Source organism: Aeromonas sp. R1-1 (assembly GCF_040908495.1).
Lineage (GTDB): Bacteria > Pseudomonadota > Gammaproteobacteria > Enterobacterales > Aeromonadaceae > Aeromonas > Aeromonas veronii.
Genome location: NZ_JBFODV010000179.1, coordinates 1 through 13,977, shown reverse-complemented (window position 1 = coordinate 13,977; position 13,977 = coordinate 1). Strand labels below are relative to the sequence as shown.

General features: G+C 55.5%; 15 protein-coding genes and 1 pseudogene. All 16 read left to right on the top strand.

From position 1 onward, the window contains the following. The first annotated feature begins 14 nt into the window (after window positions 1-14). Window positions 15-965: a hypothetical protein gene (locus AB5Y92_RS11055; protein ID WP_368226774.1), complete on the top strand. Its 951-nt coding sequence runs from the start codon at window positions 15-17 to the stop codon at window positions 963-965. Next, on the top strand, window positions 965-1,387 hold the full coding sequence (locus tag AB5Y92_RS11050) for a hypothetical protein (RefSeq protein WP_368226773.1): 423 nt from the start codon (window positions 965-967) through the stop codon (window positions 1,385-1,387). The genes AB5Y92_RS11055 and AB5Y92_RS11050 overlap by 1 nt, the downstream gene beginning before the upstream one ends. Window positions 1,388-1,476: 89 nt before the next feature. After that, window positions 1,477-1,629, top strand: a pseudogene (locus AB5Y92_RS11045) (substrate-binding domain-containing protein); the annotation flags it as partial. Window positions 1,630-1,997: 368 nt separating this feature from the next. After that, complete coding sequence (locus tag AB5Y92_RS11040; protein WP_005334591.1) at window positions 1,998-2,261, top strand: hypothetical protein; 264 nt, start codon at window positions 1,998-2,000, stop codon at window positions 2,259-2,261. A gap of 319 nt (window positions 2,262-2,580) precedes the next feature. Further along, entirely contained in the window at window positions 2,581-3,297 is a 717-nt protein-coding gene (locus tag AB5Y92_RS11035; protein ID WP_158109495.1) for a sugar isomerase domain-containing protein, read from the top strand. Between the two features lie 54 nt (window positions 3,298-3,351). Further along, the gene (locus AB5Y92_RS11030; protein WP_158109496.1) at window positions 3,352-4,047 is read left to right on the top strand and encodes a hypothetical protein; all 696 of its coding nucleotides are present in this window, start codon (window positions 3,352-3,354) and stop codon (window positions 4,045-4,047) included. Between the two features lie 157 nt (window positions 4,048-4,204). Continuing rightward, the gene (locus tag AB5Y92_RS11025) at window positions 4,205-4,744 is read left to right on the top strand and encodes an AAA family ATPase (protein WP_368226772.1); all 540 of its coding nucleotides are present in this window, start codon (window positions 4,205-4,207) and stop codon (window positions 4,742-4,744) included. A gap of 27 nt (window positions 4,745-4,771) precedes the next feature. Next, window positions 4,772-5,230 carry a hypothetical protein gene (locus AB5Y92_RS11020; protein WP_074042604.1) on the top strand — a complete coding sequence of 153 codons (459 nt, stop codon included), beginning with the start codon at window positions 4,772-4,774 and terminating at the stop codon, window positions 5,228-5,230. A gap of 50 nt (window positions 5,231-5,280) precedes the next feature. Further along, entirely contained in the window at window positions 5,281-5,805 is a 525-nt protein-coding gene (locus AB5Y92_RS11015; protein ID WP_143182504.1) for a hypothetical protein, read from the top strand. Window positions 5,806-5,854: 49 nt separating this feature from the next. Continuing rightward, window positions 5,855-6,646: a hypothetical protein gene (locus AB5Y92_RS11010; protein WP_158109499.1), complete on the top strand. Its 792-nt coding sequence runs from the start codon at window positions 5,855-5,857 to the stop codon at window positions 6,644-6,646. Window positions 6,647-7,302: 656 nt separating this feature from the next. Next, complete coding sequence (locus AB5Y92_RS11005; protein ID WP_368226771.1) at window positions 7,303-9,210, top strand: fructose-specific PTS transporter subunit EIIC; 1,908 nt, start codon at window positions 7,303-7,305, stop codon at window positions 9,208-9,210. A 530-nt stretch (window positions 9,211-9,740) separates the two neighbouring features. Then, the gene (uhpT, locus tag AB5Y92_RS11000) at window positions 9,741-11,147 is read left to right on the top strand and encodes a hexose-6-phosphate:phosphate antiporter (RefSeq protein ID WP_005353611.1); all 1,407 of its coding nucleotides are present in this window, start codon (window positions 9,741-9,743) and stop codon (window positions 11,145-11,147) included. A 219-nt stretch (window positions 11,148-11,366) separates the two neighbouring features. After that, on the top strand, window positions 11,367-11,672 hold the full coding sequence (locus tag AB5Y92_RS10995) for a PTS fructose transporter subunit IIB (RefSeq protein ID WP_216975399.1): 306 nt from the start codon (window positions 11,367-11,369) through the stop codon (window positions 11,670-11,672). Continuing rightward, window positions 11,672-12,439: a PTS sugar transporter subunit IIA gene (locus tag AB5Y92_RS10990; protein WP_157162215.1), complete on the top strand. Its 768-nt coding sequence runs from the start codon at window positions 11,672-11,674 to the stop codon at window positions 12,437-12,439. The genes AB5Y92_RS10995 and AB5Y92_RS10990 overlap by 1 nt, the downstream gene beginning before the upstream one ends. Window positions 12,440-12,543: 104 nt before the next feature. Next, a complete protein-coding gene (rluE, locus tag AB5Y92_RS10985) occupies window positions 12,544-13,419 on the top strand; it encodes a 23S rRNA pseudouridine(2457) synthase RluE (protein WP_368226770.1) in 876 nt (291 codons plus the stop codon). A gap of 95 nt (window positions 13,420-13,514) precedes the next feature. Continuing rightward, on the top strand, window positions 13,515-13,977 hold a 463-nt coding region (locus AB5Y92_RS10980; RefSeq protein WP_368226769.1), incomplete at its 3' end, for an NUDIX hydrolase.

Here is a 13,977-nt window from a genome sequence, read left to right as displayed (position 1 = left end):
TCGGGAATCACATCATGGCCTTACCAGCAATCGGTGGACACATTCACCTCAACCGCCCAGCCTCACCCCAACAGACAGAGGCCAGCCCGCTGCTGGCCAAGGGTAACAAGCTGTTCGAACAATCCGTCAAGCGCGGCATCGGCCACTTCCAGAGCTGCGATCTCAAGCAGGTCATCAGCGCCCTGCACCAGTTGCAAAGCGCCCCCGATAGCGGCAAAGCGCAGCGGGTGCAGGATGCAATCCAACACTGGGAGCAGCATCACCCCAAAGAGGTGGCAGCACGCGGCGCTCGTCTGACTGAACTGAAGCAGGCCCTGGCAGAACAGGGTGCCATCACCAGAGCCGCCCCGCGACATGAACCGAAAGTGATGGCGGGTGGCACCCAGGCCCTGCTGCAAAAGAGCATGGCCGGACTGGAAAAACTGGGCAGCTACGCCTGCACCGACGCCCAGACCTTTGTCCAGCCCAACAACCCGAGCTATCAGAAGATCATCGGCAAACTCAACGCCTTCGGGCAGGATCCCCAGCGCCTGGCGGCCAACCAGCGCGCCAACAACAGCGCCAATATGGCCGCCATCCAGATCACCAGAAACAAGCAGCCACTCTCGTTGCGCACCATGGAAAACATCGCCAAGGCGGTGGATGACGCCAAGGCCGGTTGCTGCTCGACCCTTGCCTATTCGGCGGCGGCCGAACTGCTGCGCCACAACAGTGACCAGCGGATCGAAGTGCTGGCCCATCGTGGTGCACAGGGTCACGCCCAGACCCACTGCTTTGTGGTGATTGGCCGCGCTGAAGGGAGTGAACTCACCAAGCCGGAGAGCTGGGGACCACACGCCAAGGTAGTCGACCCCTGGGCCGCGACCATAGGGGCACGCCTTGTTGGCACTCCTGCACAGCCACCCATAGCCAACTTGTGGCCGCCCACAGAGTCGGTCTTTGATAACACTCATCGGGAGGATTAATGATGTTCCATGCCATGCTATCAACCCTCGTTCGCCAGCTATCCCTGCCGCAGGAGTGCCTGCACGAAGAGGGGCTGGATCTGCAGGCGGGCCGCTTCAGCCTTCATATTCGCGAGCGGGATCAACTGGTGACCCTGTTTATCCCGCTGGGGGATATCCAGACCCCCTCCCTCGCCGCCATGGCCGACTGGCCTGCGCTGCAACTCAGTAGAGACAGCGAGCAGAGCACCCTGCTATGGAGTCGTGAATGGCTGGACAAGCTGGATGTAGAACTTCTGATTGACCTTGTCAGCCGCATGCTGCATCAGGCCGAAGCCCTGACCCAAGGCACTGTACTAGCAGCTACCGAGCTCAGCGAACCCGCAATCGAACCAGCCATGTCACGCCCGAACTGCGCTATCCCGACGACCATTCGCGCCTGATTTCGGCGTCTGCTCATAAGGGAGAACAGCGCAACCAAAACGGGGCCATCACTGATGGCCCCGTTATGTTTTCAAATCCACATCAAGTTGACCTTACACCCGCCCTCACCTTCGTCAGCTCACCGGCCCGCGAAATCGGCCGTCAGGCGGCAAGGCGCCTGCTGACCCGGATGCAGCAACCCGAACTCGCCCCCAACCGCCATATCATCACCCCCAATCTACAAAAGCGGGAGTCGGCCTGAACTGGCTGGGCGCCCGAGCTCTCCCCACCCGCCATATCATCACCGCTCACCAGCAAACCGCAGAAGCGGGCATCAGCCTGAGCTGGCTGGACAAGCCAGAGCTCGCCCCACCCGCCATATCATCACCGCTCACCAGCAAACCGCAGAAGCGAGAATCAGCCTGAGCTGGCTGGACAGCCCGAGCTCGCCCCAACCCGCAATATCATCACCGCTCACCAGCAAACCGCAGAAGCGGGCATCAGCCTGAGCTGGCTGGGCAAGCCTGCAGCAGCGCAAAACGTGAGGCTGCTCACTGCGCCGGCAAGGAGAGATTGAGAGCCAAGTGGAGAGGAATATGATGGGGGCCCACTCTCTTCACGAGCCCATTTATGAGCAACCCGCACGACCAGAATCCTCCGAGTGAAATCCATCGCTGTGACAAATGCAGGGAACGTACCCGCCATATCGTGGTGCTGGTCGCCCGCGATCACAGCCAGGACATCATGCCCAAGGATCCGCGCAAAGCCTTCTGGCAAGCCTTTACTTCCAGCAGCATCACCAACTGGGCGTTTGGTGAAACACTGGCCTACCAGACCACCCATGTAAAACATCTAATTTGCGAACGCTGCGGGGAGAAGTTTCTGGAGTATTGATGGCTCCAGCCTGTCATCCGTCACACAACCAACCGAATAAACTCCCTCCATCAAGCAAGTAGTTTGTTGATCCTTGGCAGGTTTTTACCTGCTGCCGGTTTTGCATTGCCCCCACCTTGATTACCATGGCTCACTTGGCAACCGGGATTGGGAGGGACGTTGCCGAGATCGCTCTGGCCACCATAGCGCCATCCCCTCCCGCCACATCATCGGTTAACAGCAGCAGAGTGGAGGCTGTCGTCCAGGGGCGGTAGCGTGCTGCTTGGCCACACCTGGGCCACAACCCCCTCTCCAGTAATCCACAAGGATCCCCATTGTTATGTTTGAGTACGTCGAAAAACTGCAAGCGCGCATTGCTACCATGGTCAGCCAGAACGAAGCCGGGATCCGGCAGGCGGCCAACTGGTTTAGCGAGGCCATCGTCCACAACAAGATGATCCATATGCTGGGCACCGGGCACTCCCACATGGTCGGGCTGGAGGGGTTTATCCGTGCCGGTGGCCTTGGCAATATCAACGCCGTGCTCGACTCCACCGTCACCACCGCCGATGGTGCCCTGCGCAGCTCGGCGCTGGAGAAGCTGCCGGGGCTTGCCGCCATCTTGTGGGAGGAGCAGCCGATTGCGCCGGGGGATCTGATGGTAGTCATCTCCAATTCGGGGCGTAACGCCCTGCCCATCGAGTGGGCCCAGCTTGCCAGAGCACGCGGGCACAAGGTGATCGTCATTACCTCGGTGGCGCAATCGGCGCAAAATCCGAGTCGTCACCCTTCTGGCCAGAAACTGATGGAGCTGGCCGATCTGGTACTGGACAACTGCGTGCCGCCGGGCGATGGCCTGTGCGAAGTCAATGATCGGGTCACCGGCGCCTTCTCCTCCATCTCTGGCATGGTTCTGATCAATACGCTGGTAGTCGAAGCGCAGAAACTGGCGCTGGCACAAGGCGTCACCCCGCTTATTTTCTCCAGCCAGAATGTGGATGGCTTTAATAACGATGATGTTTACCGCCATTTCCAAGGACGATTGAAATCGATGTAAATATATATATAGATTTTTTGAAATTAAACCATCAACAAAAATTGAGATCACATAGTGGCAGATTATATAAACAAGAACATCCTTAGTCAGGCTTATATTCATGTTGAGCCGAGAGGAATGGAAACCGATGAACAGTTAGAGTCATTCAAGGAAAATTTAAGAATATTTTCCTTGACTCGTACTGAGTTCTTTTTATCTGAAGGTCTTGAGATCAATGTTGAGTTTGAAGATGGTTCAATAAAAGCTCGTGTAACTGTAATTGGCACACTAATGCTTCTACTTCAAGGTATTAGTTCTTATAAAGACTTCAGAGAGGGCCTTCAACTTCTGTACTCTGATGCAAAATGGCTATCGGATGCCATCATATCGGAATCTTTATATCAAACTAAGGCAAAACATCATGATGTAATCAGAGTGGAGGCTAGAACTGGAATCATTGGCTCCATTCATAAAGTTTTTAATAAGTTGGAAAGCATTAAACGTGGAGCAAAAGGAGCTATGCTCGCCACTGATATTGTGGATAAAATAGATGATGCGCAAAATGAAATATTAAAATTAATGGATAATATCTGTGATTTAGCTGATAAGGATTTAGTCGCAAAAGAATGTATTGCTTTGGTTAAGGAACTACCAGAAACACCTGTACCACCCAAAGATAAAGAAAATAAAATTTATGCAATCGACGAGTACAGACGCAAAAAATCAAATCTAATCAGCGCAATAGAAATCCATCTAATAGCTGATGAGTAAAATAAAATTATCTATAACGCAGATGTGCGGTGATACCTAATTTGACCATAAATCCTGATAGCCCGTAGGTTCGAATAGCGAAGCGTATTCGGACATTCGCGTCATCACCTCTACTTTCCTGCATCCAGATATCCGTTCCAGAAAAGAGCGCTCATAGATGAAACGTATTCTGATTATTGGCAACTCGGGATCGGGCAAGAGCTGGTTGGCGGCTCGATTGGCTGAGGGGTTAACTATCCGCGAGGTCAATCTGGACACCATCGTCTGGCAACCGGGCGGCTTTAACCAAAAACGGCCCCAGCATGAGATTGACCATGCCATTCAAACACTTGCTCAAGAGCCCTCATGGGTGGTTGAAGGGGTATTTGGTGCCCTGGCCGAGCAACTGCTTGATGCCGCCGATACCCTGCTTTTTCTGGATCTCGACTGGTCGGTCTGCCGTGATTCACTGCTATCGCGCGGATCACAAAGTGCCAGACAACGGGATGAAGTGGCAGCCGAAGAGAGCTTTCAACAACTGCTGGTGTGGGCATCGGAATATGGGCAGCGAGCCGGCAAAAGCTCTCGCCAATTCCATCGCGAGCTGTTTGATCGATTCCCAAACAACAAGCACCGTTTCACGACTCGCACAGAGGTAAATCTCTATCTTAACCAACTAGTAACTAGCCATTGGAGTTTGAGCGCTGATCACAACTAAGGTGGCTAGTTCCTGTAGAGGATAAATATGGGGCGTAGAACAGAGTTAATATGTGTAGCATCAGGCATCATCAATTCTTTTGCGAGTAGAAACAATGATATAGATGGATACTGGGGATTAGGAAAACTGTACAAAGCTCTTGAATCTAAAGAGTCAAAAATCGTTTCTATAGAGTTGATTACCAAAGTCGTAACTCCAGATATAAATGAATTGAAGCTCATGTCTCTATCATATTCAGAATTGCTTACTAAATTAGTATGTAATAAGAAAATACCTATCCACTGGATAGTTTCTGTCACAGTAACATCTGAATTTGAAGCAGAATACCAACACCACTACCATTTCTGGCGTCGTGATCTTGGTAAGCCTTGTAACCTGACTTGCACTATTGTTGATGATATGGGCAATAATCATACGGCTAAGGCATACGTTAACTGCTTACCACACAATCCACATAAAGAGCTGAGAAGTTTAAGAGTTAAATGACTTTTAAAAACTTAGTGTAAATAAACAGTTGAACACCAAGACAAAAAATTATGAAAGCACGCGCAATTTATTTATTGTTTTTCCTCGGGTTATCCAGCCAAATCACATTTGCTAATGAAACCGGATCTCAAGTTTCACCTCGGACAGAAGACTACCCGGCACCACCTGTATATAGAGGTAAGCCTGCCAAGCTTTCACTAGACTCTGAATTGGCCAGAACATTCCGAACCCGACTTACCGCGGCCTTGTCACAAAAACCAGTATATGCTGGTGAATATGTACTGACAGGCTGGGGATGTGGTTCATCTGGTTGTTATGATCAAGTCCTTGTCAACAAACGCACGGGCAAGGTACTTGATATGGTATTTAATGCTTATAGCTCATATGATGTAAATGATGAATCTGATATCCGTGTGGGAGAATGGATAGAATCTCCCCAAATTGATAGCAGCCTTCTCACAACGGTTAAAGTTGAAAACAGTCAAGACGGAAAACATTTTGTTTATTACACGAACTATTACATTGTTGATAAAAACCAGCTCACACTTATAAAAACTGTCCAAGAAAGTAAATAAAATACGAAAGCAACACTTTTCAAAAACTCACGCAGAAGAATAAATTACCATGAAATATCTTGTCATCATTACAGCTTTATTGCTGTGTTTCTCCGTCTCAGCAAAGACAAACTCATCTTATATGATTGACGGAGTCAAAATTGAAATACAAAAAGAAAATGACTGTTATTATTTATTGGCTACCGGAAAAGAGAAAGAAACACTGATATGTGTTGATGATGAACTTCAATCTGACATTATCATAAAAGATTTCAACTTTGACGGTTACAAAGATATCGCAATCTCTAGCTCTCTCGGCATGGTAAATACCGTCTTTTATGTATTCTTGTATGACCATATAAATGCAGCATTTAAAAAGTTAAAATTTGCGGACTATAAAATGCCCGCCTCTGCCTGCGGGGATCTTTATAACCTTGCAGTTCGATTAGACGATCTTTCTTTGGTTAGCTCTTGCCGCTCCGGCCCTGTATGGTATTACGACACTTACGAATATAATCCTCAGGGTGAACTCTGGCTATATAAAACAACAGAGTATCAGATCCAGAACTCCGAGATTGAGACCTTCCCTCTTTACGAGCACACATTTAATAATAAGGGTGATAAACTGGACACCGTTGCGATTGACTTTGATGGCAAGAAAATTCTCTGGCCAGTCACATCCGAGAAAGTGTTTCTCTACTCATCACCTGAAAAAACATCAAAGACCAAAGCCTATCTTATTCATAATGACAAGGTAGAAATTCTCGGGCAAAAAGATGATTGGATTAAAATTCGCTTTGCATCGAGAAAAGGTCCTCTTATCCGCTGGATTTATCTTCCAGAAGCAAGAGCCAAAAGTTAACCTGCAAACTTGAATTTTTACAGGCATTCAGATTCTCGCGTAATCAACATCAATCCGGTAGGGTGCAATAAGCGCAGCGCATTGCACCTTTATCTTTGCCCCCACCCAGCCTGCCCAAACAGGCGGTGCAATTCACTTTGTTCATTGCACCCTACCGTGCGCCGATGGCTGTGGTTTTTCTTGCCCATTATGGTGAACTCTCCAACACCGATTGCGCAACCCATTTCTCCAGCGTGCTCTGCTCACGCCTCCCCTGCGTCCGCCCCTCGCGTCCCGCCAGCGGGGCCATTTCTGTGCGTTGGCTCACATCCCACCGCCGTTTTTCACCTCACAAATTTATAGAAATAGCGCTCCCATCCACTGAGCAAAAACTCACCTTACGGCCAAGGCGCTGAACCACACATAAATACAACCAATTGATTTTAATCAACAATAAAAATATGAGCGATTCAATCCGCCCCCATTTCAGCCGCTATTCAGCTTTGCGATCAGGGTCACACTCAAGGTGATAGCGCACAAAAATCCAGTTATTCGCACATTTGTCCGATAGGGTGACCTCTGCCCCGGCGCGATAATAGTCGGGTCAATTTTGTCTGCATGCCAGCCTGCAAGGGCGGCATGCCAACAGGCTCCGGCAACGGAGCGGGGAGAGCGCCATGATCACCACCTTGATCAATGAACATCTGATCAATCTCGATTTGAAAGCGACGCGTAAGGAAGAGGTCTTCACCGAGATGGCCCGCCTGCTGGTCGCGCAAGGCAAGGTCAGCGACGAGCAGCAGTTCGTCAAGGATCTGTGGGCCCGCGAAGAGCTGGGCAACACCGGCTTTGAAGAGGGCGTGGCCCTGCCCCACGCCAAGAGTGCAGCGGTATGCAACCCGGCGGTCGCTATCGGCATCAGCCGCAACGGCATCGAATACGGCGCCGAAGATGGCAAGCCGTCCCATATTTTCTTCATGATCGCCTCCCCCGATGGCGGCGCCAACCACCATATCGAGGTGCTGGCCGAGCTCTCCGGCAAGCTGATCGAAGAGGGCTTTATCGCCAAACTGCTGGCGGCCAACACCCCGGCCGATGCGCTGGCGCTGCTGCTGGCCAAGAAAGAGGAACAGAGCGCGGCCCCTACCACCAGCAAAGGCTTTATCATCGGTGTCACCGGCTGCCCGGCCGGTATCGCCCATACCTATCTGGCGGCCGAGTCGCTGGAGCGCGCCGCCAAGGAGCTGGGTTATGAGGTGAAGGTGGAGACCAACGGCTCCATCGGCGTCAAGAACAGCCCGACCGCGGACGAGATCGCCCGCGCCAGCGCCATCGTGGTGGCCTGTGACAAGCAGGTGGACATGGCCCGCTTCGCTGGCAAGCCGCTGATCAAGACCGGCGTCAAGGCCCCCATCAAGGATGGCAAGGGTCTGATCGAGCAGGCCCTGAAAGCCCCCGCCTATGTGGCTGGCAAAGAAGATAAAAAAGGTGAAGAGAAGAGCGCGGGCGGCAGTTCCGATCTCTATCGCTACCTGATGAACGGTGTGTCGCACATGATCCCGTTTGTAGTGACCGGTGGTCTGTTGATTGCGCTGGCACTCGCCATCGGCGGTAACCCGACCCCGAGCGGCATGCAGATCCCGGAAGGGAGCATGTGGAACCAGATCCTCAACGTGGGCGTGGCCGCCTTCACCCTGATGATCCCCATTCTGGCGGGCTATATCGCCTACGCCATCGGTGATCGTCCGGCGCTGGCACCGGGCTTTATCGGCGGCTGGATCGCCAACAACGGCAGCTTCTACGGCGCGGATGCCGGTACCGGCTTTATCGGTGCCATCATTGCGGGCCTGTTGGTCGGCTATCTGGTGCGCTGGATTGCCACCCGTCAGTACCACAAGATGGTGCAACCACTGGTGCCGATCCTGATCGCCCCCATCGTCGGTTCCCTGTTTATTGCTGCGGTATTCATCTTCATTATCGGCGCCCCGATTGCCGACATGATGACCGGCCTCAACGCCATGCTGCTCTCCATGAGCGGCGGCAGCCTGGTGCTGCTGGGTATCGTACTCGGTGGTATGGCCGGCTTTGATATGGGTGGCCCGGTCAACAAGGTGGCCTTCCTCTTCTCCGTCGGCATGATCGCCTCCGGTCAGACCCAGTTCATGGGTGCCATGGCTTGCGCCATCCCGGCCGCTCCCCTTGGCATGTCGCTGGCTACCGTGCTCGGTCACAAGCTCGGCATCTTTGACGAGTCCGAGATCGAAGCGGGCAAAGCCGCCGGTGCCATGGGTCTGGTGGGTATCTCCGAAGGGGCGATTCCGTTCGCCGCCCGTGACCCGCTGGCCGTCATTCCGGCCAACGTGCTGGGCAGCATGACCGCAGCTGTGATGGCCTTCCTGCTGGGCATCACCAACAGCGTTGCCCACGGTGGCCCTATCGTGGCCCTGCTGGGTGCCGTCAACAAGCCGCTGCTGGCCCTGCTCTGCATGATCTGCGGTGCCATCGTCACCGGCGTGGTCGCGGTTGCCCTGAAAAAGCTGCGGGTAAAAAAGAGTGACGAGGTAACCCTGGCCAAGGCGGCCTGAGTTCTTCCTCCCCGAGCCACAAACGCTCGCAAACCATAACAATGAGGCCACCCCGGGGTGGCCTCTGCTTTTTCCTTGTCTTTTTCCTTGCCGGCCTCAACACCCTCTTTATCGCGCCCTCCCTTGTCACACCAAAGCCGCGCCTCGTTTCCCGCGCACTCCCTCTCCCCCCGCCCGATACTGGCGGAAATATCGCCAATCCAGGGTCAGCTCTGTGATTGCACTCACGCTTTGCCCGCGAAATCGCAAAAACTAGGAAATTTTCCTAATTGCCCTAGGGATGGCTCTCAAGCCATTTTTTGCCCCTCTTATTAGAGTCACCTCACCTAATGTCGTGACCCGCACCGCGACGGGCAATGTGCCCCGTCATCCCGTGCCGGGCCCGGGTTTATATGGATGGAGCGTCGAGCGCAGCAACGGCTGACAGCCCCGACGTTCCGTTCCCCCTTCCGTGGCGTGACCTCGAACAACCTATCTACAAATGAGGGGCGCGGCGGAGATACCGTCTATCTCGCAGAGGATGAACGAAGATGTTGAAATTGCTCCAACAGGTCCGGGTCCCCACCCTCGACCTGCCGGTCGAAGCCCGGCGCAAGCTCTGGTTCAAGCCGTTTATGCAATCTTATCTGGTTGTATTTATTGGCTATTTGACCATGTATCTGATCCGCAAGAACTTCAACATTGCGCAAAATGACATGATCCAGGAGTACGGTCTCTCCATGACCGAGCTTGGCATGATCGGCCTTGGCTTCTCCATCACCTACGGGGTGGGCAAGACCATCGTCTCCTACTATGCCGACGGCAAGAACACCAAGCAGTTCCTGCCACTGATGCTGATCCTCTCCGCTCTGTGCATGCTGGGCTTCAGTGCCAGCATGGGCGGCACAGGTTTCAGCCTCTACTTCATGATCTTCTTCTATGCCCTGAGCGGTTTCTTCCAGAGCTGTGGCGGTTCGTGCAGCTACTCCACCATCACCAAGTGGACCCCTCGCAACAAGCGCGGCACCTATCTGGGCATGTGGAACCTCTCCCACAACGTGGGCGGTGCCGGTGCAGCCGGTGTGGCGCTGTTCGGTGCCAACTACCTGTTCGATGGCAACGTGCTCGGCATGTTTATCTTCCCCTCCATCATCGCGCTGATCGTCGGCTTTATCGGCCTGCGCTTTGGTAGCGATTCACCGGAAGCCTATGGCCTTGGCAAGGTGGAAGAGCTGTTTGACGAAGTGGCGAGCGAAGAGGATATCGCTACCGAAGAGCAGCAGCTGACCAAGTGGCAGATCTTCGTGAAGTACGTGCTGCTCAACAAGGTGATCTGGCTGCTCTGCTTTGCCAACATCTTCCTCTACGTGGTGCGTATCGGTATCGACCAATGGTCTACCGTCTATGCCCACCAGGAGCTGGGCTTCTCCAAAGACGTGGCCATTCAGGGCTTTACCTTCTTCGAAGTGGGCGCTCTGGTCGGCACCCTGATGTGGGGTTACCTCTCTGATCTGGCCAATGGCCGTCGTGGTCTGGTTGCCTGTGTGGCACTGGCGCTGATCATCGCCACCCTGGGTCTCTACCAGCATGCAACCACCCAGTTCATGTTCCTGGGCTCCTTGTTCACCCTGGGCTTCCTGGTGTTTGGTCCGCAACTGCTGATCGGCGTCGCCGCCGTGGGCTTCGTCCCCAAGCAGGGCATCAGCGTGGCCGATGGCGTCAAGGGCACCTTTGCCTACCTCATCGGTGACAGCTTCGCCAAACTGGGTCTGGGCATGATCGCCGATGGCACCCCCATCTTTGGCTTGACCGGCTGGACCGGCACCTTCGCCGCGCTGGATATCGCAGCCGCCGCCTGTCTGGTACTGATGGGTTGTGTCGCGGTCGCCGAAGAGCGCAAGATCCGCCGCATCAAGCGCGAACTGAAAGCCGCCGAACTGGCCGCCCAGACCGCCTGATAGCCATAACAACAGACGCAGATTGTTCAGGGCCACCCACCGGGGTGGCCCTTGTTGTTTGAAGCAACTAGACACCCGACTGGCCCGGCATGAACCTGCACTGCCGTTCAAGGGGCAGGCATATCCCCATCAAGATCCCACTTTTCATCTGGACTTTTGGTAAAAGCCCCCCACTGGCGCTATCTTGTTGCTCCCCCTTGTCAGCATCACAGAGAGCAGATGAAGATCGTTGCCGTCACCGCTTGCCCGACCGGTATTGCCCATACCTATATGGCTGCCGATGCCCTGCAAAAAGCCGCCACTGGGCAGGGACTCAAGATCAAGGTCGAGACTCAGGGCGCCATGGGCATGGAGAACATGCTGACCGCCCGCGATATTGCCAGCGCCGACCTGGTGCTGATTGCCTCCGATATCGAGATTGAGCAGAAAGAGCGCTTCCTCGGCTGCACCATCCATCAGGTGAGACTGGAAACCGTGCTGCTGGATGCCAACGCCGTACTCAAGGCCCTGCCGATCCCGGTCTGATGCTGACCCGCGAGATCACCTTCTACTGCCAGCAGGGGTTGAGCATCACCCAGGCCAAGCAGTTGAACCGGCTGGCGGGGATGTTCAAATCCACCATCCGCTGTGCCAACCTCACCCGGCGCCAGACCGTTGCCGCCAGCAACCAGCTCTCCCTGTTGACCCTCGCCACCCAGCCCGGCGATCTCTGCCAGTTGCAGATTGAAGGGTGCGATGCCGAGCTCGCCCACATGGCCTTCACCTGCTGGTGCGGGGAACTGGGTCAACCGCTGGTGCGCCCGCGCACCGCCGCGCTGGCGGAGTTGCGACTGGCAAATGCCTTGCCCGACTACCATTTTGCCCTGCGCCAGCTGGCCCACAGCCCCGAACCGCTGACCAAAGCCGAAGCCCTCGAGCATCTGATCGATCTGCTGCCCACCGAGCTGATCACCGACCGCGCCACACTGACCGCCGCAGTGGAGCGGCGCGAGCAGGTCTCGGCCACCATCATCCGCCCCGGCCTTGCCATGCCCCATGTATTGAGCGAAGGGATCAGCCAACCAGCGCTGACCCTGCTCAATTGCAAGGAGCCCATCGAGTGGGGCTCTCAAATCGGGCCGGTGCAGACCATTATTCTGCTGGCGGTGCCGATTGGTAGCGGACGGGAGACCCTGCGCCCCCTCACCCGACTGGCGCAGGCGATGATCGACGATGCGGTCAGCCACGCCCTGCTGTTGGCGGGCTCGGCCCCCGCCCGTCAGGCTATCGTCATAGAGAGCCTGCTAAGCTAGGCGAATTGGCTCCGGGCACTGCTTGCTGTAACGCCAGCCATTCATCCAGCCCTCAGCACCCTGTGGTACACTCGCTGCCATCGTCTGTCTGAAGTGTGTATCCGATGAAATCTCCCCGCTCCCGTCTCTCTGTCAGCCGCGCGCCGCGCGATAACGCCCCGCGCACGGCGGCCAAACCAGCCGCACCCCGCCATGCATCCCCCCGCAAACCGGAGCTGGCCCCCGAGGAGCGCAAATTGCTCCTGCTGAACAAGCCCTATATGGTGCTCTGCCAATTCACCGACGAGGCGGGCCGCGAGACCCTCAAGGATTACATCAAAGAGCCCGGCATCTATGCCGCAGGGCGGCTCGATCGCGACAGCGAGGGGCTGCTGCTGCTCACCAACGATGGCAAGCTGCAGGCGCGCCTCACCCAGCCGGGGGAGAAGACCCCCAAGACCTACTGGGTGCAGGTGGAAGGCATTCCGAGCGAGGAGCAACTGGCCGCTCTGCGCGCCGGTGTGGAGCTCAACGACGGCATGACCCTGCCCGCCGGGGCGCGCATCATGGATGAGCCTGCGGTGTGGCCGCGCAATCCTCCCATTCGCGAGCGCAAGGAGATCCCCACCTGCTGGCTGGAGATCAAGATAGTGGAGGGGCGCAACCGGCAGGTGCGGCGGATGACCGCCCATATCGGCCACCCCACCCTGCGCCTTATTCGCTACGCCATCGGCGACTGGACGTTAGATGGTCTGGCACCCGGCGAGAGCCGCATCCTGCACGCCCCCGAGCTGGTGCTAGCCCCGCGCCGGGCACAGGCACCCAACAAAGCGCGCAGTCAGGGCACGGGCAGCAACAATCCGCGCTCTGCCCAACCGACCCGAAGCCCGCATGGTCAGGGCCAGGGGCGCGACAATCGTGACGCGAGCCCGCGCCCGGCCAATCGCAGCGGCGGCCGTGGCACCGCGCGCCGACCGGCCCGCAGCAAACCCTCGGAATAACACGCAGCCCGCTGACAATAGAACAGTAAAGAACCGAGCTGAATCGAGCCCCTACTTCGGCCGGGGCCAAACCGGTAACGAGACAAGGAGTCCTTATGAGCGATAACCTTCCTGCATCGCAGGAGAAAACGCCGCACGAGCGCATGCAGGCCAGATTGACAGTCGCCGCCCTGGTGCAGTGGCAGGGGCGCTTTCTGGTGGTGGAAGAGGAAATCAAGGGCCAGCGCCGTTTCAACCAACCCGCCGGCCATGTGGAGCCGGGGGAAAACCTGCTTGAAGCGGCCTGTCGTGAGCTGAAAGAGGAGACGGGGCTGACCGCCACGCCGACCGCCTGGCTTGGTACCTATCTCTACAAACCGGCCGACAGCGAGGCCACCTATGTGCGCACCGCCATCATCTTCGACCTTGAAAAAGCGCCCGGTCAGCACCATCCAGAGGATCCTGACGGTGATGTGCTGGCTTGCCACTGGCTCACCCTGGAAGAAATAGCGGAATGCAAACCGGCCCTGCGCAGCCCCTTGGTATGGCAGTGCATTCAGGATTATCTGGCGGGGACAC

Bases quoted from the DNA above. Each gene is read 5' to 3' on its own strand.
- AB5Y92_RS11055 (WP_368226774.1), top strand. From the start codon at position 15: ATGGCCTTACCAGCAATCGGTGGACACATTCACCTCAACCGCCCAGCC.
- AB5Y92_RS11005 (WP_368226771.1), top strand. From the start codon at position 7,303: ATGATCACCACCTTGATCAATGAACATCTGATCAATCTCGATTTGAAA.
- AB5Y92_RS10995 (WP_216975399.1), top strand. From the start codon at position 11,367: ATGAAGATCGTTGCCGTCACCGCTTGCCCGACCGGTATTGCCCATACC.
- AB5Y92_RS11035 (WP_158109495.1), top strand. From the start codon at position 2,581: ATGTTTGAGTACGTCGAAAAACTGCAAGCGCGCATTGCTACCATGGTC.
- AB5Y92_RS11020 (WP_074042604.1), top strand. From the start codon at position 4,772: ATGGGGCGTAGAACAGAGTTAATATGTGTAGCATCAGGCATCATCAAT.
- AB5Y92_RS10990 (WP_157162215.1), top strand. From the start codon at position 11,672: ATGCTGACCCGCGAGATCACCTTCTACTGCCAGCAGGGGTTGAGCATC.
- rluE (WP_368226770.1), top strand. From the start codon at position 12,544: ATGAAATCTCCCCGCTCCCGTCTCTCTGTCAGCCGCGCGCCGCGCGAT.
- AB5Y92_RS11015 (WP_143182504.1), top strand. From the start codon at position 5,281: ATGAAAGCACGCGCAATTTATTTATTGTTTTTCCTCGGGTTATCCAGC.
- uhpT (WP_005353611.1), top strand. From the start codon at position 9,741: ATGTTGAAATTGCTCCAACAGGTCCGGGTCCCCACCCTCGACCTGCCG.
- AB5Y92_RS11040 (WP_005334591.1), top strand. From the start codon at position 1,998: ATGAGCAACCCGCACGACCAGAATCCTCCGAGTGAAATCCATCGCTGT.
- AB5Y92_RS11010 (WP_158109499.1), top strand. From the start codon at position 5,855: ATGAAATATCTTGTCATCATTACAGCTTTATTGCTGTGTTTCTCCGTC.
- AB5Y92_RS11050 (WP_368226773.1), top strand. From the start codon at position 965: ATGATGTTCCATGCCATGCTATCAACCCTCGTTCGCCAGCTATCCCTG.
- AB5Y92_RS11025 (WP_368226772.1), top strand. From the start codon at position 4,205: ATGAAACGTATTCTGATTATTGGCAACTCGGGATCGGGCAAGAGCTGG.